Source organism: Gordonia sp. L191, from assembly GCF_030077625.1.
GTDB lineage: Bacteria > Actinomycetota > Actinomycetes > Mycobacteriales > Mycobacteriaceae > Gordonia > Gordonia polyisoprenivorans_A.
In genome coordinates this window covers 2750965-2774583 of sequence record NZ_CP125996.1, presented here as the reverse complement: position 1 = coordinate 2774583, position 23619 = coordinate 2750965, and the positions used below count along the sequence as shown (strand labels likewise).

Genomic DNA, 23619 nt, shown 5'->3' with positions numbered 1-23619 from the left:
CCCCGAACCGTCGCACTGTCGGTTATGTCCGTTTGGTGAAACGCGCCGCGGTCACGTTTCGATTCGGCCCGGCAGGGGTGACCCGGTCGAGCCCCGGTGGCGCACAATGGTGGGCATGCCCACCGAAACCATTGAGCGGCCCGACATCGACGAACGCATCGACACCGATGCACCGACCGACACCCGCACCGACGAACGCCCCGACGCCGACGCCACCGATCGCGGTGACGACGACCGGCCCAAGTTCTTCCACTATGTGAAGAAGGACAAGATCGCCGAGAGCGCGGTCATGGGCACACACGTCGTGGCCCTGTGCGGGGAGACCTTCCCGGTGACCCGATCGGCCAAGCCCGGCTCACCCGTGTGCCCGAAGTGCAAGAAGATCTACAAGCGGATGCGCAAGGAATGACCGCTTGATCGCGGGCGGTCGCGATCGGGAATCGGTCACGAATCGTCGGATGAATTCCCGCGCGGCCGGTTGCGTCGACTGATCGGGCCGGTCGACAGGCGTTCGGGCAGCGTTTTGAGTTGCCCGGTCACCTCGGCGGTCTGGTGCTGGACCCAGTCCCGGACTTGCGCGGTCACCGCCGGCCGCGCAGGCCACAGGGATTGGACCGCCGCGTTGAACTCGGCGCCGACCACGATCGCGAATCCGAGGAAGAACGTGAACAACAAGAAGGCGATCGGGGTGGCCAGTGCGCCGTAGGTGTACCCGGCCCGGGTGATCGCGGCCAGGTACAGACGCAGGAAGTAGCTGGCCACCCAGAACACGATGCCCGCGACGATCGCGCCGCCCACCAGGCGATGCCAGGGCAGCGGATTGGGCAGTGCCAGGTGATACAGCGTGGTCAGCACCAGCATCAGCAGCAGCGCCACGAACGGGAAGTACCCGAAATCGATTGCGTTGGTGACGATGGGATCCCAGGATTCGGGGACGATCTCGCGGAGATAGTTGGGGCCCAGGGCAACCAGGGGGAGCAGCGGGACCGCGACCATGAGAAAGCCGAGATAGAGCAGCAGCGCGAAGATGCGCTGCCACACTGGGTTTCGGACCTCGTGTTGGTCGTGGGCCCGCACGATCGAGGCGACGAAGCACGACACCGCCGACGAGCCCGCCCACAACGACAGGATGAAGCCGACTGAGATGACCCCGACCCGTCCGCGGCCCAGGACGTTGTCGACGGTCGGCTTGATCAGGTCGTTGACCACATTGGGGGAGAAGGTGCGGTTCGCGAACGCCAGGATGCGATCGGAGATCACGTCGACGGTGTCGGGACCGAACCAGCCCGAGAGATAGCCGACGCTGCCCAGCAGTCCGAGGAGCAGGGGAGGCAGCGACAGCGCCTGCCAGAACGCGGCCTGCGCGGCCCAGCCCACGATCCCGTCGTCCCAGGACTTCACGATCGTCCGCCAGATCAGGATCGGGATGTTGCGCACCACCGGCCGCCGCGGGGTCTCGGGTGGTTCGACGGTCGGGTCGTCGCGACCGAGTTCCTTGTCCGTCCGTGGGTCGGCGCCCGGTGGGGGTGAGCCGGGGTGGGCGGTCTCGGCGTGCCCCGGGTCGGCGAGCGCACGGTGGTTGGGGTCGGGTGCGTCGAGTTCGACCGACGACGGTGCCGGGCGGCGCGCCGAGTGTAGCGGGGCGGTCGGGATCTCACCGCGGTCGGGGTGCGGTGCGCGAGGGGGTCGGGGGAGGAGAGCGCCCGGCGCCGGATCGGCGCCCGATCGTCCGGTCGCCTCGGGGACCGGGCCACGACGTGCGCCCGACGACGTGACGTCGTCGGGAGTCATCGGAGCGGGGTTGCGTCGTCGGGTGCTGATGGTTACAGCATCCACGATCGGCCAAGGTGATGTGCGCCACCATGGCCGCGGCGTGCACAGTGCGCGTGTCGCATGCGGGCTCCTGAGCGGGTTCGGCCCACCTCGGCCGCAGCTCCGCGCCTCGACATCGCAGTGTGCGTAACGCCTCGACACCCGCGTGTGCCCCACACCGTGTCGCCCACGCGGGTGTCGGAACCGCTCGGTAGCATGGGCCCGTCCGTGCGGTGTGCCGGCCGATCGCCCGGGATACTGTGTCGCCCGGGTTCGACCGGGAGCACCGACGGATTCCCCGTCCACCGACCCCCGGAGTCAGCTGCCAGTGACCGCTGCCGAAGACGTTGCCGCCGCCGCCATTTCGGGCCCCCCGCTCCGCGCCTGGCAGCGGCGTGCGCTGACCCGATACCTCGCCCGGGGGCCGAAGGACTTCTTGGCGGTCGCGACCCCGGGCGCGGGTAAGACGACCTTCGGTCTGCGCGTGGCGCGTGAACTCCTCGACGACCGGACGGTGGAGCAGATCACGGTCGTGACGCCGACTGAGCACCTCAAGCATCAGTGGGCCCAGGCCGCCGCTCGCGTCGGCATCTCGCTGGACTCCCGGTTTCGCAACGCGACCGGTCAGACCAGCTCCGACTATCACGGCGTTGCGCTGACCTATGCGCAGGTCGCCGCGCACCCGTCCCGGCACCGGGTGCGCACCGAGAACCGGCGCACGCTGGTGATTCTCGACGAGATCCACCACGGCGGCGACGCGAAGTCGTGGGGTGAGGCGATCCGCGAGGCCTTCGACGACGCCGAGCGACGACTCGCCCTGACCGGTACGCCGTTCCGATCCGACGACTCGCCGATCCCGTTCGTCACCTATGAACCCGAAGAGGGTGGGGTGTTGCGCTCGCGCGCCGACCACACCTACGGCTACTCCGATGCCCTTGCCGACGGCGTCGTGCGACCGGTGGTGTTCCTGGCGTATTCGGGTCAGGCGAGCTGGCGCACGAGTGCGGGTGAGGAGTTCACCGCTCGACTCGGCGAACCGCTGTCGGCCGAGCACACCGCGCGTGCGTGGCGGACCGCCCTGGACCCGCACGGGGACTGGATTCCCTCGGTGCTGCAGGCCGCCCACACCCGGCTGGGACAGATCCGGTCCGGCGGCATGCCCGATGCGGGTGGCCTGGTCATCGCCACCGATCAGACCGTCGCACGTGACTACGCCGAGCTCTTGCAGGCGATCACCGGAAGGATGCCGTCGGTCGTGCTCTCCGACGACCCGAAGGCATCGTCGCGGATCGCGGAATTCGCCGAATCCGACGACGAGTGGATGGTGGCGGTCCGCATGGTGTCCGAAGGTGTCGACGTTCCGCGACTGGCCGTCGGCGTGTATGCGACGAGTTCGTCGACACCGTTGTTCTTCGCCCAGGCCATCGGTCGTTTCGTCCGGTCGCGCCGGCCCGGTGAGACCGCGAGCGTGTTCCTGCCGTCGGTGCCGGTGCTGCTGAACCTCGCCAGCCAGATGGAGGCCGAGCGCGACCACGTGCTCGGCAAGCCACATCGGGACAGCGACGGCCTCGACGACGCCCTGCTGACCGACGCCAACAAACAAAAGGACGAGCCGGGCGAGGACGAGAAGGGTTTCCAATCGCTGCATGCCGACGCCGAACTCGATCAGGTGATCTTCGACGGTTCCTCGTTCGGCACGGCGACGTTCTCCGGGAGTGACGAGGAGTCGGACTACCTGGGTCTACCCGGGCTGCTCGACGCCGATCAGGTGCGTGCTCTGCTCCGGCAGCGGCAGGCCGACCAGGTGCAGACGCGTTCGGCCGCCACGGCCACCACCCCGGCTGCCGACACGGCGGCCAAGCCGGCCGGCGAGAACCTGCACGCCTTGCGCAAGGAACTCAACACCCTCGTTGCGATGCACCACCATCGCACCGGTAAACCGCACGGCGTGGTGCACAGCGAACTGCGCAGCAAACTCGGGGGCCCGCCGACCGCGATGGCCTCGGCGGATCAACTGCGTGAGCGGATCGCCGCCCTGCGCGAATGGCACTGAGCGCCCGCAGACGACGAGCCCGCAGACGACGAGCCCACAGACGACGAGAGGGCCCGGCGGGATGGATCCCGCCGGGCCCTCTCGTGGTGTGGGTCGGTCAGACGAGCTCGCCGGCCGACTGGTCCACGGTGGCCTGCATTTCCACGAGGCGAGCCTCGTGCTCGTTGAAGTGATGCCGGCAGAAGAGGAGTTCGCCGCCGTTGGGGAGTACGGCGCGCACCTTGGCCGCGGCGCCACAGCGATCGCAACGGTCCGATGCGGTCAGTGGCAGGGAGATCGGGGGTGTGGTCGCGATGTCTGGCATGGTTTCCTCCGTCCCGGTCCGGCACCTCTCGTGCCATTCCTTCGTGAGCCGGCACATCCGGGCGATGCGCCAACCTCACTGTGTCAGACGTTTTCGGCTTTCGTATTGTTCCGAAGCCCCGGCGAGTTGTGTCGTCACTCACCCGTTACACGGGTGGCGCCGCCCGCAACATGGGTTCCACTGGCTGTTACCGGTGGCGAGACGGAGCTCACATCCGCAGGCGCGCACCGATCCGGGGAACCCCGACATCACCCCGCCGGGGTTGCCACCGCACCCGTCGCCGTGTCGCGTTCCTGTTCCTCGCGCAGGGAGCTGATGGCGTCGGAGGACTCCACCTCGCGGTCGCGCAGGTACTCGCGCAACGAGTACGCGAACGCCGCGGCCCACGCGAGAACCACGACGGTGTAGATCGCCGTCTGCACGGGACGGGCGATGTCGACGAGATCGGCCCGCAGCAGACTGCGCACGTTGGTGAGCACGATCAGCCCGCCGACGGAGGCGCCGAGCAGACGCGGCGGGACGTGGCGGACCAGCCAGGCGGCGAGGGGTGCCGCGAGAACGCCACCGACGAGGATCGCGCCGACCCAGGCGAAGTTGATGCCCTGCGATCCCAGGCTGAACAGGAATCCGAGGCTCGCGGCGATGGCGATGATGAACTCACTGGTGTCGATCGAACCGATCACCTTGCGCGGTTCGAGACGTCCACTGGCCAGGATCGCCGGCGTACCGACCGGACCCCATCCGCCGCCACCGGTGGCGTCGACGAATCCGGCGATCAGACCGAGCGGGGACAGGAACCGTTTGCGCAACGGCTTGCCGAGGTGCTGCCGGGGAATGCCACTGAAGGTGAATCGCACGAGGATGTAGAGACCCAGGGCCAGTAGGATCGCCGCCATCACGGGCGCTGCGGCCTCGGTCGACAGATTGGACAGGATCGTCGCGCCCAGGAACGCGCCTATTGCACCTGGAATTGCTATGCGGCGCACCACTTTCCAGTCGACGTTGCCGAATCGCCAATGTGAGACGCCTGAGACCAGCGTGGTGCCGATCTCGGCGAGGTGGACGGTTGCCGACGCGGCGGCGGGATTGGTGCCGATGGCCAGGAGCAGCGTCGTCGTGGTGACGCCGTAGGCCATGCCGAGACTGCCGTCGACCAGTTGGGCGGCAAACCCGACCAGGCCGATGAGGACGATGGTGCGCATCAGGAGTGTCTTTCGGTGCAGAGATCGGAATCGAATCGGATCTGTGGTCGAATCAGGTAGGTGTGGGGTCAGGCGGCGTGGAGCCCGACGCGACACAGCATCGACGCGACCCGCACCAGGTCGACGACACGGCGCCGCACCAGAGGTGTTCCGGGTACATCACGCGAAAGCGGCATGTCCGACATCGTAGGGCTGGTGCCCGCGCACCCCGGCATCGGTGGGCGCGTCCGGCTCAGCGCGCCCGAAACCCTTGACACAGCAGAGAAATCACCCCGCAGACGCCGACTGCCCCGGCCGTCGGCCGGGGCAGCAGGTGAATCAGGGGCCTGGTCAGTCCAGGTAGTCGCGCAGGACCTGGGACCGGCTGGGGTGGCGCAGCTTCGACATCGTCTTGGACTCGATCTGGCGGATGCGTTCACGGGTGACGCCGTACACCTGACCGATCTCGTCGAGCGTGCGCGGCTGACCGTCGGTCAAGCCGAAACGCAGGCGCACCACGCCGGCCTCGCGCTCCGAGAGCGTCTCGAGGACCGACTGCAGCTGGTCCTGCAGCAGGGTGAAGCTCACCGCATCGACGGCGACGACGGCCTCGGAGTCCTCGATGAAGTCGCCGAGCTGCGAATCGCCTTCATCGCCGATGGTCTGATCCAACGAGATCGGCTCACGCGCGTACTGCTGGATCTCCAGCACCTTCTCCGGCGTGATGTCCATTTCCTTGGCCAGTTCCTCCGGCGTGGGCTCACGGCCCAGATCCTGGAGCAGCTCGCGCTGGATGCGACCGAGTTTGTTGATGACCTCGACCATGTGCACCGGGATGCGGATGGTACGGGCCTGATCGGCCATGGCGCGGGTGATGGCCTGCCGGATCCACCAGGTGGCGTACGTCGAGAACTTGTAACCCTTGGTGTAGTCGAACTTCTCGACCGCACGGATGAGCCCCAGGTTGCCTTCCTGGATCAGGTCGAGGAAGGCCATGCCGCGACCGGTGTAGCGCTTGGCCAGTGACACCACGAGACGCAGGTTCGCCTCGAGAAGGTGGTTCTTCGCGCGGTTGCCGTCGCGTGAGATCCAGTTGAGATCACGCTTCTGGGCGGTGCTGATCTTCTCGCCGGACTCCATAATCCGGCGCAGCCGCTCGGTCGCGAACAGACCGGCCTCGATGCGCTTGGCGAGTTCGACCTCCTCCTCGGCGTTGAGGAGGGCGACCTTGCCGATCTGCTTGAGGTAGGCGCGCACCGAGTCGGCCGATGCCGTGAGCTCGGCGTCCTTGCGGGCCTGGCGCAGGGCTTCGGATTCCTCTTCGTCCCAGACGAAGTCACCGGCGGTCTTGGCGTCGTCGGCCGCCGCGGCCTTGTTGGCCGCTGCGGTGGCGGGTTTGGCCGCCGCTGCGGTGGCGGGCGTGCCCTCGGACTCCTCGTCCTCCTCGTCGTCGGCGGAGTCCTCGGCGTCCTCCTCGTCGTCGTCGGTCAGGTCGTCGGCGTCGATCTCGACGTCGTCGAGTTCGGCATCGGGTCCGTCGAGTTCTTCGATCGAGGTGGGCTCGGCATCGGTGTCGTCCGGGGAGTCGGCGTCACCGGCGGCCTTCGGGGCGGCTTTCTTCGCGGCGGTCTTGCGGGCAGGAGCCTTCTTGGCGGTCTTGCGAGCGGTGGCCTTCTTGGCCGCCTTCTTGGCGGTCTTCTTCGCGGGTGCCTTGTCAGCCGTGGGAACGGTCGACGTGATCGGGTCGGAGACCTCTGCGTCGTTCTGGCGGGTCTGGGTGGCTGCCACGTACAACCTTTCGGATGCGAAACTTGACTGTCCTCGCGGCAGCGTCGGCCGTCGCGGATGAGGGCTTGGTGCGGCGCACATGGCACCGGTGCGCACCATTGTAACGACACCACCCCCGCTGATGTGACAAAGGCCAGGTCAACGGCAGTGTTGGAAGGTCACGATCTACACGCGGAGACCCTGATCGACGGCCATGGCCGCCCCGACGATACCCGCGGTGTTGAGCAGGGCCGCGGCCTCGACCGGGGTGGAGTTGGTCAGCAGCGGAATCCATTTCGCCGACTTGCGACTGATCCCCCCGCCGACGATGAACAGCCGTGGCCAGAACAGCGCCTCATAGGTCTTGAGGACCTCGGACACCTTTTCGGTCCACTTCTCATACGACCAGCCCTTGTCTTCCTTCACCTTCGACGATGCCTGGTGCTCGGCTTCCTTCTTGCCCACTTGCAGGTGGCCGAGTTCGGTGTTGGGCACCAGTTTTCCGTCGTTGAGGATCGCCGACCCGATGCCGGTTCCGAAGGTCAGCAGCATCACGACGCCGTTGACACCCTTGCCTGCCCCGTAGGCGTCCTCGGCCATCCCGGCGGCGTCGGCGTCGTTGAGGACCGAGACCTTCCGGCCGTCGAGGTTCTTGCTGAACAGCTCGTAGACGTCGGTGCCGATCCAGCCCTTGTCGATGTTGGCCGCGGTGCGCATGATCCCGCCGGTGATCACCCCGGGCAGGGTGATGCCGACCGGTCCCTGCCAGTCGAAATGCGCGACGACCTCGGCGACGCCGCCGGCGACCGCCTCGGGGGTGGCCGGCTGCGGCGTGAGCACCTTGAAGCGTTCGCCCACCAGGGCGCCCGTGTCGAGGTCGACGATCCCGCCCTTGATGCCGGAGCCGCCGACGTCCACGCCGAAGGCGAGATTGGTTGCCGTCGAAGTCTTTTCGCCCGGGGCTTGCTCTCCTGCGCTCGCGGAGGGAGTGGGGGAGCCGGGCGTGCCGGACTCGGTCATGGCGGGTCCTCTCGATACGGGATCGATGCTGATCGGGTATGACGCGTCTCCAGGCTATCCAGGCGCGCATCGTGGTGCAGCGAGGACGGGCAAACCGTCTCGGCGCGTGTCGGCGAGCGCGGTGAGCCCGGTCTCACCGCCCGCCCGAACGCCCGTTCACGGCGCCGGATGTGTTGACATGGACGGGTGGAGCAACAAGGCAGTGATCCCGTCGGCCGGAACGTCGCACCCGAGGATGTGCCGTCGGCGAATGTGACAGTCGAGAGTCCTGCCGTACTGGCCGACTTCGCCGTCGACATCGCCGAGGCCGCGGCCGACCACGTGCGCAGGCGGCGCCCGGAACTCTTCGGCGGTCCGGGATCGCAGACCGCCGCTGACGGCGTCGACGCGGTGGCGACCAAGTCGACACCGACCGACCCGGTCACGTTGGCGGACACCGAGACCGAGCAGTTGATCCGGGATCGTCTCCGCACGGCCCGACCGGCCGACGAGATCCTCGGCGAGGAATCCGGTGGCGCCGTCGATGTGCCGACCGGGGTGCGCTGGGTCATCGATCCGATCGACGGGACCGTCAACTTCATGTACGGCATTCCGGCGTACGCGGTGTCGGTGGCCGCGCAGGTCGACGGCCGTTCGGTGGCGGGCGCGGTGGTCGACGTCGCGCGCGGGGTCACCTATCACGCGGCCGAGGGCGGCGGCGCGTTCCTGCGCGCCGACGGTCAGACGGTGCCGTTGCGCTGCAACGACATCGAACAGGTCGGGCTCGCCCTCGTCGCCACCGGCTTCGGATACGACGCGGCGCGCCGACGGGAGCAGGGGGCGATCGTGGCGCAACTGCTGCCCCGGGTACGCGACCTCCGACGCATCGGCGCGGCGGCACTCGATCTGTGCATGGTCGCCAGTGGCGCGGTCGATGCCCACATCGAGCACGGGCTGAGTCCCTGGGATTGGGCGGCGGGCGGATTGATCGCGGCGGAGGCCGGGGCGGTCGTCCATCTGCCACCGGCTGATTCGCGGTCCTGCGACGGGCACGCGACGATCGCGGTGGCTCCCGGGATCGCCGCCGACTTCGTCGCGCTGCTCGACGACCTCGGTGCGCGACGGGCACTTCCGGCCCGTCACTGACACGCTCCTGCGGACGTCACACTCCCGCGGACCGTCACGCCCCCGCGGACGGGATGGGTGTTGCTCAGCAGGGTTGGGCGTGTACCGCTTTCACCAGCCCCGGATCCACGCCGGCCTGCGGGTTCTTGGGATCGGCCGACCGCAGCGCCTCGAGTGCGGCCTGCGCGTCCTGCGACTGCTCGCGCGGCTTGTAGTACTCACCGAGGGCGACGTCGACGTCAGTACCCCGACGGCCGTCGTTGATCAGCTGGGCGCACGGGATCGCCAGCCACACCGACGCCGCGGCGGATTGTCCGGCGGGTCCGAAGCGGATCTGGGCGACGCAATCGAGATCGTGGTTCGGGTAGACCGGATCGTCACCGAATGCGGTGTCGCTGGCGGGGGTGAACCCCTGGGCAGTGAGGTCGTTGGAGACCGATTGGGCCTCGCCGCGCTGGGTGGACGCGTTGAGGACGCGCACCTGGAAGGTTGACAGCGCGGCCGGTGCGACCGTCAGCATCTGATCCCGGTTCACGACGGTTCGGGAGGGGGTTGCACTCGCGCCCGCGGGCGCGGCGGGTGGTGCGGCGGCGGTCGCCGAGGCCGACGTGCTCGCCGGTGTCGGCTCGTTGCAGGCGGTGGGCGTAGTGTCGGAATCGGAACCGGCCAGGGCGACCGACCACGCGATGATGCCGAGCACCACCAGAACGGCCAGGAGGATGAGGATCGCGCGCGCGTTCCGACGCTTGTAGGGCCGACCGTTGTGGTCGGTGGGATAGCCGGTCGTAATCTGCGAGACCACCGTGAACTGCGCTCCTTCACCAGGGAAGGGTCGGGCGCGCCGGCGATGAATGCCGGGCCCGACCGCCGAATTCTGGCCCAACTGTAGAGGGTGGTCGCCGCGACGGGACGCAGGCGCCGCCGAGTGGGGGATCGCGGTGGCGGCCACCGCGTCGGGCCGGTTTCATCCGTCGTGCACACACTGTTGACTCTGTGATGGCCGTGCACTAGGCTTCGGGCGCCCGCACTCCCGAGTCCGCTGGAGTTCTGGCAACCAACTGTGATCAACATCACAACTGTCTGGTCGATGATCGGTAACGAATCACACCGGTCATGACGTTGTAGTGACGCCGGCAAGACAATCCCGGCGACTTAGCGCCCCAGCGGTCCAGGTCACGAGCCGACGACCCAAGGTCGCGCTCCTTCAACCAGGTAAGGCACACAATGGCTACTGATTACGACGCCCCACGGCGCACGGAGTCCGAGGACCTGAACGAGGACTCGCTCGAGGAGCTGAAGGCACGGCGCAGTGAGGCGCAGTCGGCTGCTGTCGACGTCGACGAAAGCGATACCGCCGAGTCGTTCGAACTGCCCGGCGCCGATCTCTCCGGAGAAGAACTCTCGGTTCGGGTCATCCCGAAGCAGGCCGACGAATTCACTTGCACCAGTTGTTTCCTCGTCTACCACCGCAGTCGTCTGGCCCGTGAGAACGGCGCAAGCATGATCTGCGTGGACTGCGCCTGATCGACCCCACCCGACGAATCCGCCCACCGGGCGGATCGTGGTGGGGCCTAGGGTGTCATCCCGTCACCGGTTGCTCGTGGGGATGTTCACCCGTTGCCGGCGGCTGCGTCGGCAACACCCAACGCACTCAACACTTCTGCGGGCCTGCGCGTCGACACCAACCAGTACGGGGTCGGGTCGTCCGGGTCGTCCAGAACGAGCAACACCATCGTCTTCACCCACGCGTGATGGATGAGGAACGCCGCGGGGTCGAGCTGCCGGCCCAGGGCGGCACTCTTCGCCGATGCCGGCACCGACGCCCCGCGTGCGATGACCGACCGTGGCAGCCGAGCTTTGCCGGCGTGCAACTCGCCGTCGGCGGTCACGCGAATCCGGGTGTGCCCCATCGACACCAGGACCAGCGCACACACGATCGCTGCGCCGAGGTAGCCGAGCAGACCCCACTGTGAGTCATGGGCCGACAGTTGGATCTCATGACCGACCACACCGGTCACCACCACCGCGGCCAGCCACCACCACCACGGCACGGACAGCCGCTCGGCGTATCGATCGCCGCCGCCGGCACCGGCCTCAGCAGTCCCCGACACCGCACCAGAGGGGGCCACGGCGTCGGACTCGCCGGCAGCCTCCGTACGGGGTTCGTGGGTGCTGGGTTCGGCGGCACTGCGGGGTTCGGCGGCACTGCGGGGTTCCGGGTCACTCACACCCCTCAGCGTAGTCTTCCCCCGTGGCCTCAGAATTCCCCCCTGCGACCGGGTCCGACCCGTCCGATTCGCTCTCGTCCGATTCGATCGGACCGGTCCGCATCCAACGGCTGGACCCCGATATCGCACTGCCCGCACGGGCTCATCCCGGTGACGCCGGGGTTGATCTGTGCTCCACCATCGACCTCGAACTCGCGGCCGGGCATCGCCGGCTCGTGGGCACGGGTATCGCGATCGCCCTGCCGCACGGCACCGTCGGCCTGGTCCACCCGCGCTCCGGACTCGCCGCGCGTGCCGGTCTGTCGATCGTCAACGCCCCCGGCACGATCGACGCCGGGTACCGTGGCGAGATCAAGGTGTGTCTGATCAACCTCGATCCGACCGAGACCATCCACATCTCGCGCGGTGACCGCATCGCGCAATTGGTGATCCAGCGCGTCGAACTGCCCGAGTTCGTCGAGGTCACCGAACTCGACGAGACGAGCCGTGGCTCGGGCGGATACGGGTCCAGCGGCGGCCACGCGATCCTGTGAGGCGTGCGCCCGGTCCTGGACTACCCTGCAGTGGCGAGGGTGACGCGGTACCAACCGTGAAAACGGCGATGGGAGACACGAACTGATGGCTGACGAGGAGCGGGGGACCGGGGACTCGGGCGACGAGGAGTTGCGGGTCGGCCAGGCACGCGGCCCGTACGACATGGAGTTGCTCGACACCCCGGCCGAGGAACTGGCCAACTCGCACCTGGATCTCGGTTCGGTGCTGGTCCCGGTCGTCGAGGGCGGGCAGGTCACCGTCGAGATGTCGCCCGATCACCAACCCGAAGCCGTGTATCTGGTGACCCCGCACGGCCGGATCAGTGTGACCGCCTTCGCGGCGCCGCGGTCTCCCGGACTGTGGCGTGAGGTCGTGCGCGAACTCGCGGCTTCCCTCCGTGATGAAGGCGCGACGACCAGCGTCGAGGACGGGCACTGGGGCCGAGAGGTGCTCGCCGAGGTGCCGGGCGGCGCGCACCGGTTCATCGGTGTCGACGGTCCCCGGTGGATGGTGCGATGCGTTGCCAGCGGACCGGCCGAATCCGCGGCCCCACTCGCACAACTCGCGCGCGCCGTCCTCGCCGAGTCCGTGGTGCGGCGCGGCAAGGACCCGGCGCCGCCCCGCGAGATGCTCCCGATCATCCTGCCTCCGGTCCTCGCCGAGCAGGTCGCCGCCGCGCAGCAGCAGATGTTCGCCAACGACCCGGCCGCCGGTGCGTCCTCCGGCCCCGGCGAGAACACCGCCGCAGACAACCTCGCCGCCGACAACCTCGCCGCCGACAACCTCGCCGCCGACAACCTCGCCACGGCGGACGCGACGGGCGAAACCCCCACCCCCGCACAGCCCCCCGAGCAGCCGACCGCCGAGACCGAGCGCGTCGCCGGCGGTGCCCTCGATCAGATCGAGCAGGCGACCGTCATCCGCGAGGTACCCCCAGCCGACGACGGTGGGGCAGTCGAGAGCGCAGCCGACGCCGAGGACCCGGTGCCGCCGTCGGCGGGCTCGGCGATGCAACGCTTCCGTCGTCGCCGCGGCAAGCGCTGACCACCCGCGCACCCCGTACCGAGCGGGCTCACCTGTCGGTGGTTTCGGCACTCTCGCCTGTTTCGACACACTCGTCGACCAGCGACCGCCATCCGATCGCGCACGCGCGCCCCAACACGGCCGGATCGGCACCCCACTGCGCCAGGTGAATCCGCTCGATCCGTGAGCGGGGCGCTGCGTCGTACCAGGACTGCGCGACGGCCCACGGATGAAGCGGGTCGTCGTCGGCGGCGACCACCGCCAGAGGCGCGGACAGGGTGGCGATCCGGCCGAGGTCCGGTGCGCGATACGCCGCCGCCCGCTCGAGTTGGACGACGAGTCCGGGATACAGGGCCCGCCACGAGCGGGTCAGCTCATGCGCCAACCACGGCGGACTCGTCGACGACATCGCATCGATCGTCGCCTCCAGACCGTCGGCGCGCAGCGCCGACGCGGTCATCGCCGCGCCGGTCGCGGCGAATGCGGTGCTCGGCTCGCCACTCCACGCCGGCATCGCCGCCCACACCCCGACGCATCGCTCCCGCCCCGGCCCGAGCGCCCACTCCAACGCCAGGGCCGCACCGATGGAGAACCCGCCCACCAGCACCCGGGCATGGTCGGCGGCGAACCGTCGCAACGCATCACGGTGTCCGCCGATGAGATCATCGGTCGGGTCGAGGGCGATCAGGTCGACACCGATCTCACGGGCCGCGGGACCGAACGCGCGACGGACGAAGTCGGCGTCCGAACCCGTTCCCGGCATCACGATGAGGACGTCGGCGGCACCACACCCGGCCCGCTCGCTATCGCTCCCGGCGCCGGCACATTCGGCCCGCTCGCTATCGCTCCCGGCGCCGGCACATTCGGCCCGCTCGCTATCGCTCCCGGCGCCGGTCACACCGCGGGCGTGGATTCGGTTGTCATTCGCGGGCATGCACAGATCATGCCGCGCGTTGTATGCGGTGAGGACATGGGTCTACGCTGAGCCGAAAGTACCCGCGTCGGAAGACGAGAAGGCCGAGAACCACAGCCCAGCAGGCTCGTGCCCTCCGAGCGGAAACGAAGTCTCTTCTGGAGGTTGTGATGCCGACGGCCGGTTATCTCAAGCGGCTGACGAAGCGCTTGACCGAAGATCTTGGCAATGCCGATGCCGAGCAGATCGCCGCCGAGTCCGAGGCGACCGGGGCCCAGCGCGCCGTCGAATGTTGTCGAGGCGACGAGGTCACCATGCACGGCGAGCTGCGCGCGGTGGAGACCTGTTCGCGTGCCGCCAAGAGCGGGGTCAAGGCCGAGTTCTTCGACGGGACCGACACGGTCATTCTGAAATGGTTGGGACGTAACCGCATTCCCGGCATCGAACCCGGGCGCAAACTCACCGTCCGAGGCCGACTGGCCGAACATGACGGTGTCAAGGTGGTGTACAACCCGTACTACGAGCTGTACGGCTCGGAGGAAGAGTAGATCCACCGATCCGATCCGCCCGGCACCGCAGCGGTCACTGCGGGACGCGCATCGCCTCGTGCAACGCCGGCTCGGTTTCGGCAGGCGCGATGAACACCAGTTCGTCGCCACCCTCGATCGGGTCGTCGCGCTCGGGCACGATCACCCGGCCGCCCCGCAGTATCGCCACCAGTGCCGCATCGCGCGGCAGGCTCAGCTTGTGGACCGGCCGACCGGCCAGCGGAGTGTTGGCAGGCAGCGTCAACTCCACGAGATTTGCCTGACCCTGTCGAAATGTCATGAGCCGCACCAGGTCTCCGACCGACACCGCTTCCTCGACGAGAGAGGCGAGCAGTCGTGGCGTCGAGACGGCGACGTCGACGCCCCACTCCTCACCGAAGAGCCACTCGTTGCGGGGATCATTCACCCGCGCGACCACGCGATTGACCGCGAACTCGGTCTTCGCGAGCAGGCTGACGACGAGATTGGCCTTGTCGTCGCCGGTGGCCGCGATCATGACGTCGAAGGACTGCAGCTCCGCCGACTCCAGATTCGACAACTCGCACGCGTCGGCGAGCAGCCACTGCGCGCCGGGCACCGCGTCGGTGTCGATGTGTTCGGCATTGCGCTCGAACAGGGTGACCTCGTGGGAGTTGACGAGGAGTTCGCGGGCGATGGAACGACCGACCGCGCCGGCCCCGGCGATGGCGACTTTCATTCTGATACTCCTCAGTCGGCGTCGATCGGCGACGCGGCGATCGTACGGGTCTCGGCGAGGCGCTCGAGCAACACCGCGGCAAAGACCACGTCGTCCTGCTGCAAGACCGTTTTCGCCTCCGGCAGAACGGGATTGCCTACCCGGTTGATGAACGAGATACGCGCTCCGGTCAGTTCCTGGAACTTCACCACGGTCGTCCCGATCCACGACTCGTCGATCTGGAGCTGGGCGATCGCGAGGGTGCCCGACGGGTCGCGCCACTCGGTGGTGGTGGACACCTCGCCGAGCGCGGAGACGAACCGTTCGGTCGTCCACGGCACGGTGGCCACCGTCGGAATGCCCAACCGCTCATAGACCGCGGCACGTTTGGCGTCGTAGATTCGCGCGACCACCCGCTCCACGTCGAAGGTCTCACGGGCGACACGCGCGGCGATGATGTTGGAGTTGTCGCCGGAGGACACCGCGGCGAAGGCGTCGGCCTGCTCGATCCCGGCCTTGATCAACACATCACGATCGAACCCGACCCCGACGATGCGCTGACCGGTGAACTCGTCGCCGAGTCGGGTGAACGCCGAGGGGTTGCGGTCGATGATCGCGACCTCGTGGCCGCGTTTGACCATCGCGCGAGCCAACGACGAGCCCACGCGGCCGCAGCCCATGATGACTACCCGCAAGAAAATCGATCCTTCCTTCCCGGCGCATGCCACCGGGAGGCGACGCGTCGCCGGGGAGCCGGCCGCGGACCGGTATCGGTCCACGCAGAGATGAACCTACCCGTAGGGGGCCTGCCGTGACGCGGGTCCTGGTGGCCTTCATCTGACCGAGGTCTTAGTGTTGCGTGGTGCCCACCGTGTCAAAGGTGCCCGTTGCGACAAAACGCCTGCTTCTGGGACGACCGTTTCGCAGCGACAGTCTCGGCCACACGCTGTTACCCAAACGCATCGCGCTTCCCGTGTTCGCCTCCGACGCGATGTCGTCGGTCGCCTATGCGCCTCAGGAGATCTTCCTGGTGCTCTCCGTTGCCGGGCTCTCGGCGTTGGCCTACACCCCGTGGGTGGCGATCGCGGTCGCGATCGTCATGGCGGTGGTCGTCGCCAGCTACCGGCAGAACGTGCACGCCTATCCCTCCGGTGGCGGCGACTACGAGGTCGCCACGGTCAACCTCGGGCCCACGGCCGGTCTGACCGTCGGCAGTGCGCTGCTGGTCGACTACGTGCTGACCGTCGCGGTGTCGATCTCGTCGGCGGCGGAGAACATCGGGTCGGCGATCCCGTTCGTGTCCGAACATCGCGTGTGGTTCTGTGTGGCCGCGATCATCATCCTGGCCGCGGTGAACCTGCGCGGACTCAAGGAATCGGGCAGCGTGCTGGCCATTCCGACCTATGCGTTCATCATCGGTGTGCTCGGCATGCTCATTTGGGGATTCACCGAGATCTTCATCCTCGGACGCGAGATTCGTTCGGAGACCGCGGGATTCGAGATCCGGGCCGAACACAGCCACCTGATGGGCATCGCCTTCGTCTTCCTGATCGCGCGGGCATTCTCCTCAGGGTGTGCGGCGCTGACCGGGGTCGAGGCCATCAGCAACGGTGTGCCCGCATTCCGGAAACCCAAGTCCCGCAACGCGGCGACCACCCTGCTGCTGCTCGGGTCGATCGCGATCGTCCTGCTGCTGGGCATCGTCTTCCTCGCCGAGCGGATCGGCGCGAAATACGTGATGAACCCGGCGGAGGACCTCATCGGGGCGCCCCCCGGCTACCAGCAGAAGGCGATGATCGCCCAACTCGCGCACGCGGTGTTCGACACCTTCCCGGCCGGTTTCTACTTCGTCGCGACCGTCACCGCGCTGATCCTGATGCTGGCCGCCAACACCGCCTTCAACGGATTCCCGGTTCTCGGTTCGGTGCTCGCCCAGGATCGCTACCTGCCCCGACAGCTGCACACGCGAGGCGACCGGCTGGCCTTCAGCAACGGCATCCTGTTCCTCGCGGTCGCCGCGATCGCATTCGTCGTCGCCTTCGGCGGCGAGGTGACCTCACTGATCCAGCTCTACATCGTCGGCGTGTTCGTGTCGTTCACGCTGAGCCAGACCGGCATGGTGCGCCACTGGACCCGGTTGTTGCGCACCGAGACCGACCCGAAGGCGCGCCGCCGGATGATGCAGTCGCGGGTGATCAACACCGTGGGTCTGGTCATGACGGCGACCGTGCTGGTGGTCGTGCTCATCACCAAGTTCACCGCCGGTGCATGGATCGCGATCCTGGCGATGGTCATCCTGTTCGTGCTGATGAAGGCGATCCATCACCACTATGCGACCGTGCAGCGCGAACTCGAGCGCACCCCGGCCGATGACGAGGCCGTACTACCGAGCCGCACCCACTCGATCGTGCTGGTCTCGACGCTGCACCTGGCCACCAAGCGTGCGTTGCTGTTCGCCCGGGCCACCCGCCCCGACGTGCTCGAGGCGGTCACGGTCAACGTCGACGACCGCGACACCCGCCGACTGGTCTCGGAATGGGAGGACAGCGATCTGCGGGTGCCGCTCAAGGTGATCGCGTCGCCCTACCGCGAGATCACCCGACCGATCATCGACTACGTCCGGCGCGTGCGCAGGGAATCGCCGCGCGACGTGATCACCGTGTTCATCCCCGAATACGTGGTGGGCCATTGGTGGGAACAGATCCTGCACAACCAGTCGGCGTTGCGGTTGAAGACCCGTCTGCTGTTCGAACCCGGCGTGATGGTGACCTCGGTGCCATGGCAGCTCACGTCGTCCGATCGCCGCAAGGCCGACCTCGATTACCACGCACCCGGTGACACCCGCCGGGCGCTGGGCGGTGGCCCCGAGTGACGAGTGCCCCCTCCGACGCGCTGACGCTGCGCGTCCGACGGCCCGCCAACGGTGGGTCCGCCATCGCCCACGCCGACGACGGCCGGGTCGTGTTCGTGCGAGGCGCGATCCCGGGCGAACTGGTCACCGCGACCATCGTCGAGGACAAGTCGGGATTCCTCGTCGCCGAGGTGGTCGAGGTACTGGAGCCCTCGACACATCGACGCGATCCGCTGTGCGCCGCTGCCGCACACGGCGCCGGCTGTTGCGATCTGGCGCATGTCGCCGTCGCGCACGCGCGCACCCTGAAGACCGAGATCCTCACCGACGTCCTGCGGCGGATCGGCGGGTTCACCGACGTCGCGCTGTCCGCGCTCGACGGCGGGCCGCCGACGGTCGCCGCGCTCGACGATGCCGAGACCGGCTGGCGAATCCGGACACGCATGGCCGTCGATGCCCACGGGCGTGCCGGTCTGCACCGGCGCGGCTCCGCCGGCCTCGTCGTCGGACACCCCTGCGCCCAGCCCGATCCGCGTCTGAGCGACCTCACGGCTCTCGACGGTCGGTTCACCCCGCACGCCGAACTCGCGCTCGTGCTCGACGACGACGGCTCGCGGCACCTCACCGAGATCGCGCCCGCCGACAGCACGGCCGCGCGCGGACGCGGTGGTCGAGCCGGTGGTGCTCGGCGGGCCGCGCAGCAGCGTCGGCGACGCCACGAGCGGGCACGGACGACGCGAGTGGTCGAGGGACTCCCCACCGCGCGCCACCGGGTGGGCGAGCGCACCTGGGACATCCCGGTGACCGGGTTCTGGCAGGGTCACCGCGCCGCCGCGGGAGTGTATGCGCAGACCGTCGCCGACCTCGTCGCGCGCCACACCGACTCGGTCGCGACGTGCTGGGACCTGTACGGCGGCGCGGGGATCTTCGCCGCCGCACTGACCGACACCCTGCATGCGCAGGCGGTGCACGTCGTGGATTCCGACGCCGCGGCACTGGCCGCCGCCGAAGCGACCTTCGCCGACGACGACGGCATCGAGGTGCACCGTGGTGAGGTCGCCTCAGCCATCGGCGGACTCCCCGCCGCCGGGGTCGTCGTGCTCGACCCGCCGCGGACCGGGGCCGGTGCACGCGTGATCGGGCAACTCGCCGCGGCCGGTCCGGACGTGGTGGTGCACGTCGGTTGCGACGTCGCCAGGTTCGCCCGTGACCTCGGCCTGTTCGCCGAGAACGGCTATCGCGTCCGCGAGATCCGCGGATTCGACGCGTTCCCGCTCACCCACCACATCGAGGCGATCGCCGTGCTCGTGCGGTCGAACTCACGCCCGCTGCCGCGCTCGGCGGACCGGGGTGCGCCGGCGGCGACCGTAGACTGACACACATGCTCCCGCGCGCACCCGTCGGTGCGCCGGGTGGCCCGCCGGGTACGCACCACGTCACCGGGGAGTGCAACGATCAGTGATGGAGGATCAGATGGGCCAATTGGAGCGCATCAACTCACCAGCCGACCTGCGGACGCTGTCGGACGCAGAGGTCACCTCGCTGGCGGGCGAGATCCGCGAGTTCCTGATCCAGAAGGTGTCGGCGGTCGGCGGGCACCTCGGGCCCAATCTCGGTGTCGTCGAACTCACCCTGGCCATCCACCGCGTCTTCGATTCGCCCATCGACCCCGTGATCTTCGACACAGGCCACCAGAGCTATGTGCACAAGATCGTCACCGGGCGCCGCGACGGCTTCGATTCGCTCCGCCAACGCGGCGGGTTGACCGGTTATCAGGAGCGGTCCGAGAGCCCGCACGACTGGGTGGAGTCCTCACACGCCTCGGCGGCGCTGTCCTACGCCGACGGGCTCGCGAAATCGTTCGCGCTGACCGGGCAGGACGACCGGACGGTCGTCGCGGTGGTCGGCGACGGCGCGTTGACCGGCGGGATGTGCTGGGAGGCGATCAACAACATCGCCGCCGCCGATCGTCGTGTGGTGATCGTCGTCAACGACAACGGCCGGTCCTACGCGCCGACGATCGGCGGGCTGGCCCGGCATCTGTCGGGTCTGCGGCTGCAGCCCGGCTACGAGCGGGTCCTCGATGAGGGCCGACGCGTGGTCAAGCGGCTGCCGGTGGTCGGCGACCCGGCGTACGCCGTTCTGCACGGTGTCAAGAGCGGTCTGAAAGACCTTCTCGCGCCGCAGGAGATGTTCACCGATCTCGGTCTCAAGTACGTCGGCCCGGTCGACGGCCACGACGTGGAGGCCCTCGAATCGGCGTTCACGCGGGCTCGCTCCTTCGGCGGGCCGGTGATCGTGCACACCGTCACCCGAAAGGGCATGGGGTATGCGCACGCCGAGAACCATGAGGCCGACCAGATGCACTCCACCGGTGTCATCGATCCGGTGACCGGCCGGGCGAAGTCCGTGGCGCCGCAGGACTGGACGTCGGTGTTTTCCACGGCTCTCGTCGAGGCGGGGACCGCCCGTGAGGACGTCGTCGCGATCACGGCCGCAATGCCCGGACCGACGGGTCTGGCCCCCTTCGGCGAGAAGTTCCCCGACCGCATGTTCGACGTCGGGATCGCCGAGCAGCACGCCATGACCTCGGCGGCCGGGCTGGCGCTCGGCGGTCTGCATCCGGTGGTCGCGATCTACTCCACCTTCCTCAACCGCGCGTTCGACCAGCTGCTCATGGACGTCGCGCTGCTCGAGCTGCCGGTCACGCTGGTCCTCGACCGGTCGGGCATCACCGGACCCGATGGGCCGAGTCATCATGGGATGTGGGATCTCTCGCTGCTCGCGATGGTTCCCGGGATGCGGGTCGCCGCCCCGCGTGATGCCGTGCGGCTCCGCGAGGAACTCGACGAGGCGCTCGCCGTCGACGACGCGCCCACCGCGCTGCGATTCTCCAAAGGCGCTGTGCCCGAAGATATCCGCGCTGTGGTGCGGCTGGACGACGGAGTCGACGTGTTGCGTCGGGGCACCCCGTCGGCCGAACCGATCGGTGGTGACGTCCTCATCGTCGCGGTCGGGGCGTTCTGCTCGCTGGCCCTCGACACCGCCGAACGGCTGCGTAGTCAGGGCATCGAGGCCACCGTCGTGGACCCCCGGTGGGTGCTCCCGGTTCCGGCGTCGATCACCGAGATCGCCGGTCGGCACCGGTTGGTAGTCACCCTCGAGGACAGTGGTGTGCACGGCGGTGTGGGGTCGGCGGTGGCGACCGCGCTCGGTATCGCCGAGGTCACCGTTCCGGTGCAGAACCGGGGCATCCCACAGCAATTCATCGCGCACGCCTCACGAGGTGAGATCCTCACCGAGCTGGGGCTGACCGCGCAGGATCTGGCGCGTTCGATCACCGCGACCGTCTCCGGCATGCACGTGACACCGGGGCTCGACCGTCACGAGTTCGCCGACACCGGACTCGATGCGTCGCGTGCGGATCGTTCGCTGCGTGAGGTCGACGGTACCGAGCCGGAATAGGTCGAACCGGAGTCGTTCGACCGGCCGTGTCCGGGACCGTCCTCACTGCGGCGACAATCGCTGTCGCACGGGTTCTTTCGACGCGAGATCGGTCCCCGCTGGTCAGCTCCGGTCCGACGACGGTGAGTCGCTCGACGCGGCCTCGTTCAGCGCTGCGGTGATCGGGCCGACCGTCAGCGCACGCTGCCAGAGGCGGGCGTCGCCGGCCGCCAGGCGGGCGTCGACCGCAGCCTCGGTGATCGGCGGATCGATTCCCTCCCAACACAACTGGCGCACCAGGTCGGGTGTGAGCAGGTTTTCCGGCGGGAGCGTATGCTCCTCGGCGATCTGTTTGACCAGCGGTCGGACCGTGCTCGCGCGCGCCGCGGCCTCCGGATTGCGTTGATCCCAGCGGCTGATCGGCGGGGGACCGGTGGCCGGGGTCTTGCGTGGCGGGAGTTCGGCGTCGGGCAGCTCGCGTGCGCGCAGCAGGGCCGAGAGCCAGATCCCGGCCTGTCGTCGTTGCCGGGGCCCGCCGAAGACTGGCAGGCGGGTCAGCTCGTCGGTGGTCGAGGGAGCCGCAGCGGCAGCGGTGATGATCGCCGAGTCCGGCAGTACCCGACCGGGCGCGACGTCGCGTCGCTGCGCGATCTCCTCACGCGCCGACCACAATTCGCGGACCGCGGCCAGCCCGCGGGCAGTCTTGACGGTGTGGATGTTGGCGGTCCGCCGCCAGCGGTCGGTGCGCGGCGGCGACGGCGGACGGCGCAGTACATACGCGAATTCCTCAGCCGCCCAGTCACTTTTCCCGGCGTCGCGGAGAGCCGCGTCCATCGCATCGCGTAACTCGACGAGTACCTCGACGTCGAGCGCGGCATAGTTGAGCCACTCCGGCGGCAGCGGGCGCTTCGACCAATCGGCCGCCCCATGGCCCTTCTGCAAACCGAGTCCGAGGAACTGCTCGACCATCGCGGCCAGATTGACCTTCGTCAGCCCGAGCAATCGGCCGGCGAGTTCGGTGTCGAAGAGTGCGGTGACCCGGAATCCGAGCTCGCGCAGGCACGGCAGGTCCTGGTCGGCGGCATGCAGAATCCACTCGGGTTCGGCGAGTGCGTCGATCACCGGCTGCAGCGCCTCGGGTTCCTCGATCGGGTCGAGCAAGAAGCTGCCCGCGCCGGTGCGGCGGATCTGGATCAGATAGGCCCGCTGCGAGTACCGATAGCCCGATGCCCGCTCGGTGTCGAGTGCGACCGGACCGCTGCCCGCGGCCAATCGTTGTGCCGCATCGGCGAAGTGGGCGGCGGACGACAGGACCGGCGGCACGCCCTCCCGGGGTGCCAACAGCGGGGTGACGGGCGGCGAGTCCGACTCGGGATCCTCGGCGGCTCCGGTCGGGTCCGCGTCGTTCACGCCGACCCGAGTTCGGTGACCCCGACCGGCGGCAGGCCCGCCGCCGACGACAAGACCTCGCAGAATCCCTCCAGATGACCGCCGAGGCCGTCGGAGGTGGGTGCGGTCCAGGAGGCGCGCAACTCGAGTTGATGAGCTCGTGGGGGACCGGCGATGTCGCCATAGCGCACCGACGTCGTCGAGGTGACGGTGCCGCCGAGTGCGGTCACCTCCACCCGGCCGCCGGAGCTGGCGTGCACACTGCCGTCGGAGGCTGTCTGGCCGACCGGTACGCCGAGCGCGTCGGACAACCAACTCCACGCGACCTCCGGGAGCAACGGGTCCATCGCGAGTGCAGCCTCGACCTCGGCCTGGATGTAGGCGACGAGCCGCATTGTCCCGTTCCAGGCGTCCTGGCCGTCGGGGTCGTAGAGCAGGATCAGCCGTCCGAATGCGCTGCCCTGGCCGTCGGCGTCGATGTCGAGGTCGTCGGGTGAGTCCGGAGGGCGCACCTCGGCGCCGACGGCGTAGCTGTAGGGGGCGAGGCGCTGCGGGGGACGGATCGGCCCGACCTCGATCTCGCGCCGGATGCGCGCGGAATGCAGCGACTCGACCGCGGTGCGGAAGTCAGCAGGCTCCATCGGAGCTCCGGAGGAGGTCACGCCCCCGACGGTATGACGGAGACCACGTCGGGCGTCGGAGGCGCGCCGTGGTGATGGTCACCACCGGGCGCCCGGCAAGCACGTCCGACCGCGCGATGCCGACGGGCCCC

22 protein-coding genes are annotated in these 23619 nt (G+C 68.7%); 10 read left to right on the top strand and 12 right to left on the bottom strand.

Annotation, left to right across the window (positions count from 1 at the left end; genetic code table 11):
- The first annotated feature begins 115 nt into the window (after nucleotides 1-115).
- Nucleotides 116-409, top strand: coding sequence for a DUF3039 domain-containing protein (locus QNM97_RS12400; RefSeq protein ID WP_208791019.1), 294 nt, complete (start codon nucleotides 116-118; stop codon nucleotides 407-409).
- Nucleotides 410-444: 35 nt separating this feature from the next.
- Here QNM97_RS12400 and QNM97_RS12395 read toward each other — a convergent pair whose 3' ends face one another.
- Nucleotides 445-1791: a YihY/virulence factor BrkB family protein gene (locus QNM97_RS12395; RefSeq protein ID WP_283822957.1), complete on the bottom strand. Its 1347-nt coding sequence runs from the start codon at nucleotides 1789-1791 to the stop codon at nucleotides 445-447.
- A gap of 349 nt (nucleotides 1792-2140) precedes the next feature.
- On the opposite strand from QNM97_RS12395, the gene QNM97_RS12390 reads away from it, so the two are divergent.
- A complete protein-coding gene (locus tag QNM97_RS12390; RefSeq protein WP_283822956.1) occupies nucleotides 2141-3865 on the top strand; it encodes a DEAD/DEAH box helicase in 1725 nt (574 codons plus the stop codon).
- A gap of 97 nt (nucleotides 3866-3962) precedes the next feature.
- On the opposite strand, the gene QNM97_RS12385 is transcribed toward QNM97_RS12390, so the two are convergent.
- The 4 genes from QNM97_RS12385 to ppgK form a co-directional block, all read right to left on the bottom strand.
- A complete protein-coding gene (locus tag QNM97_RS12385) occupies nucleotides 3963-4169 on the bottom strand; it encodes a DUF7455 domain-containing protein (protein ID WP_014359844.1) in 207 nt (68 codons plus the stop codon).
- 248 nt (nucleotides 4170-4417) lie between these two features.
- Nucleotides 4418-5371 carry a sulfite exporter TauE/SafE family protein gene (locus QNM97_RS12380; protein WP_283822955.1) on the bottom strand — a complete coding sequence of 318 codons (954 nt, stop codon included), beginning with the start codon at nucleotides 5369-5371 and terminating at the stop codon, nucleotides 4418-4420.
- A 330-nt stretch (nucleotides 5372-5701) separates the two neighbouring features.
- Entirely contained in the window at nucleotides 5702-7138 is a 1437-nt protein-coding gene (locus QNM97_RS12375; RefSeq protein ID WP_502875035.1) for an RNA polymerase sigma factor, read from the bottom strand.
- 165 nt (nucleotides 7139-7303) lie between these two features.
- A complete protein-coding gene (gene ppgK / locus QNM97_RS12370; protein WP_283822953.1) occupies nucleotides 7304-8137 on the bottom strand; it encodes a polyphosphate--glucose phosphotransferase in 834 nt (277 codons plus the stop codon).
- 186 nt (nucleotides 8138-8323) lie between these two features.
- Here ppgK and QNM97_RS12365 point away from each other — a divergent pair, with 186 nt between their 5' ends.
- Nucleotides 8324-9262, top strand: coding sequence for an inositol monophosphatase family protein (locus QNM97_RS12365; protein ID WP_283822952.1), 939 nt, complete (start codon nucleotides 8324-8326; stop codon nucleotides 9260-9262).
- Nucleotides 9263-9326: 64 nt separating this feature from the next.
- Here QNM97_RS12365 and cei read toward each other — a convergent pair whose 3' ends face one another.
- Entirely contained in the window at nucleotides 9327-10043 is a 717-nt protein-coding gene (cei, locus tag QNM97_RS12360) for an envelope integrity protein Cei (protein ID WP_208791023.1), read from the bottom strand.
- Between the two features lie 422 nt (nucleotides 10044-10465).
- Here cei and QNM97_RS12355 point away from each other — a divergent pair, with 422 nt between their 5' ends.
- On the top strand, nucleotides 10466-10765 hold the full coding sequence (locus QNM97_RS12355) for a DUF4193 domain-containing protein (protein ID WP_014359847.1): 300 nt from the start codon (nucleotides 10466-10468) through the stop codon (nucleotides 10763-10765).
- Between the two features lie 86 nt (nucleotides 10766-10851).
- Here the strand turns inward: QNM97_RS12355 and QNM97_RS12350 are convergent, their stop codons facing one another.
- A complete protein-coding gene (locus QNM97_RS12350; protein ID WP_502875034.1) occupies nucleotides 10852-11469 on the bottom strand; it encodes a DUF3093 domain-containing protein in 618 nt (205 codons plus the stop codon).
- A gap of 86 nt (nucleotides 11470-11555) precedes the next feature.
- Between QNM97_RS12350 and dut the strand changes: the two genes are divergently transcribed.
- Nucleotides 11556-12002, top strand: coding sequence for a dUTP diphosphatase (dut, locus tag QNM97_RS12345; RefSeq protein ID WP_283823180.1), 447 nt, complete (start codon nucleotides 11556-11558; stop codon nucleotides 12000-12002).
- Nucleotides 12003-12087: 85 nt separating this feature from the next.
- Nucleotides 12088-13047, top strand: a complete 960-nt coding sequence (locus QNM97_RS12340; protein ID WP_283822951.1) for a DUF3710 domain-containing protein — start codon at nucleotides 12088-12090, stop codon at nucleotides 13045-13047.
- Between the two features lie 28 nt (nucleotides 13048-13075).
- On the opposite strand, the gene QNM97_RS12335 is transcribed toward QNM97_RS12340, so the two are convergent.
- Nucleotides 13076-13960: an alpha/beta fold hydrolase gene (locus QNM97_RS12335; RefSeq protein ID WP_283822950.1), complete on the bottom strand. Its 885-nt coding sequence runs from the start codon at nucleotides 13958-13960 to the stop codon at nucleotides 13076-13078.
- 149 nt (nucleotides 13961-14109) lie between these two features.
- On the opposite strand from QNM97_RS12335, the gene QNM97_RS12330 reads away from it, so the two are divergent.
- On the top strand, nucleotides 14110-14487 hold the full coding sequence (locus QNM97_RS12330; protein ID WP_208791027.1) for an OB-fold nucleic acid binding domain-containing protein: 378 nt from the start codon (nucleotides 14110-14112) through the stop codon (nucleotides 14485-14487).
- Between the two features lie 34 nt (nucleotides 14488-14521).
- On the opposite strand, the gene QNM97_RS12325 is transcribed toward QNM97_RS12330, so the two are convergent.
- Both QNM97_RS12325 and QNM97_RS12320 read right to left on the bottom strand, forming a co-directional pair.
- Nucleotides 14522-15184: a potassium channel family protein gene (locus QNM97_RS12325; protein WP_208791028.1), complete on the bottom strand. Its 663-nt coding sequence runs from the start codon at nucleotides 15182-15184 to the stop codon at nucleotides 14522-14524.
- 11 nt (nucleotides 15185-15195) lie between these two features.
- Nucleotides 15196-15858, bottom strand: coding sequence for a potassium channel family protein (locus tag QNM97_RS12320; RefSeq protein WP_283822949.1), 663 nt, complete (start codon nucleotides 15856-15858; stop codon nucleotides 15196-15198).
- A 167-nt stretch (nucleotides 15859-16025) separates the two neighbouring features.
- Here QNM97_RS12320 and QNM97_RS12315 point away from each other — a divergent pair, with 167 nt between their 5' ends.
- From QNM97_RS12315 to dxs, 3 genes are all read left to right on the top strand, one after another.
- On the top strand, nucleotides 16026-18035 hold the full coding sequence (locus tag QNM97_RS12315) for an APC family permease (RefSeq protein WP_208791030.1): 2010 nt from the start codon (nucleotides 16026-16028) through the stop codon (nucleotides 18033-18035).
- Nucleotides 18032-19390: a class I SAM-dependent RNA methyltransferase gene (locus QNM97_RS12310; RefSeq protein WP_283822948.1), complete on the top strand. Its 1359-nt coding sequence runs from the start codon at nucleotides 18032-18034 to the stop codon at nucleotides 19388-19390. Before QNM97_RS12315 ends, QNM97_RS12310 begins: the two co-directional genes overlap by 4 nt.
- Before the next feature lie 97 nt (nucleotides 19391-19487).
- Nucleotides 19488-21479: a 1-deoxy-D-xylulose-5-phosphate synthase gene (dxs, locus tag QNM97_RS12305; RefSeq protein ID WP_208791032.1), complete on the top strand. Its 1992-nt coding sequence runs from the start codon at nucleotides 19488-19490 to the stop codon at nucleotides 21477-21479.
- A 102-nt stretch (nucleotides 21480-21581) separates the two neighbouring features.
- Here the strand turns inward: dxs and QNM97_RS12300 are convergent, their stop codons facing one another.
- Nucleotides 21582-22868, bottom strand: coding sequence for an HRDC domain-containing protein (locus QNM97_RS12300; RefSeq protein WP_283822947.1), 1287 nt, complete (start codon nucleotides 22866-22868; stop codon nucleotides 21582-21584).
- On the bottom strand, nucleotides 22865-23509 hold the full coding sequence (locus QNM97_RS12295; RefSeq protein ID WP_014359855.1) for a DUF3000 domain-containing protein: 645 nt from the start codon (nucleotides 23507-23509) through the stop codon (nucleotides 22865-22867). The genes QNM97_RS12300 and QNM97_RS12295 overlap by 4 nt, the downstream gene beginning before the upstream one ends.
- Between the last annotated feature and the right edge of the window lie 110 nt (nucleotides 23510-23619).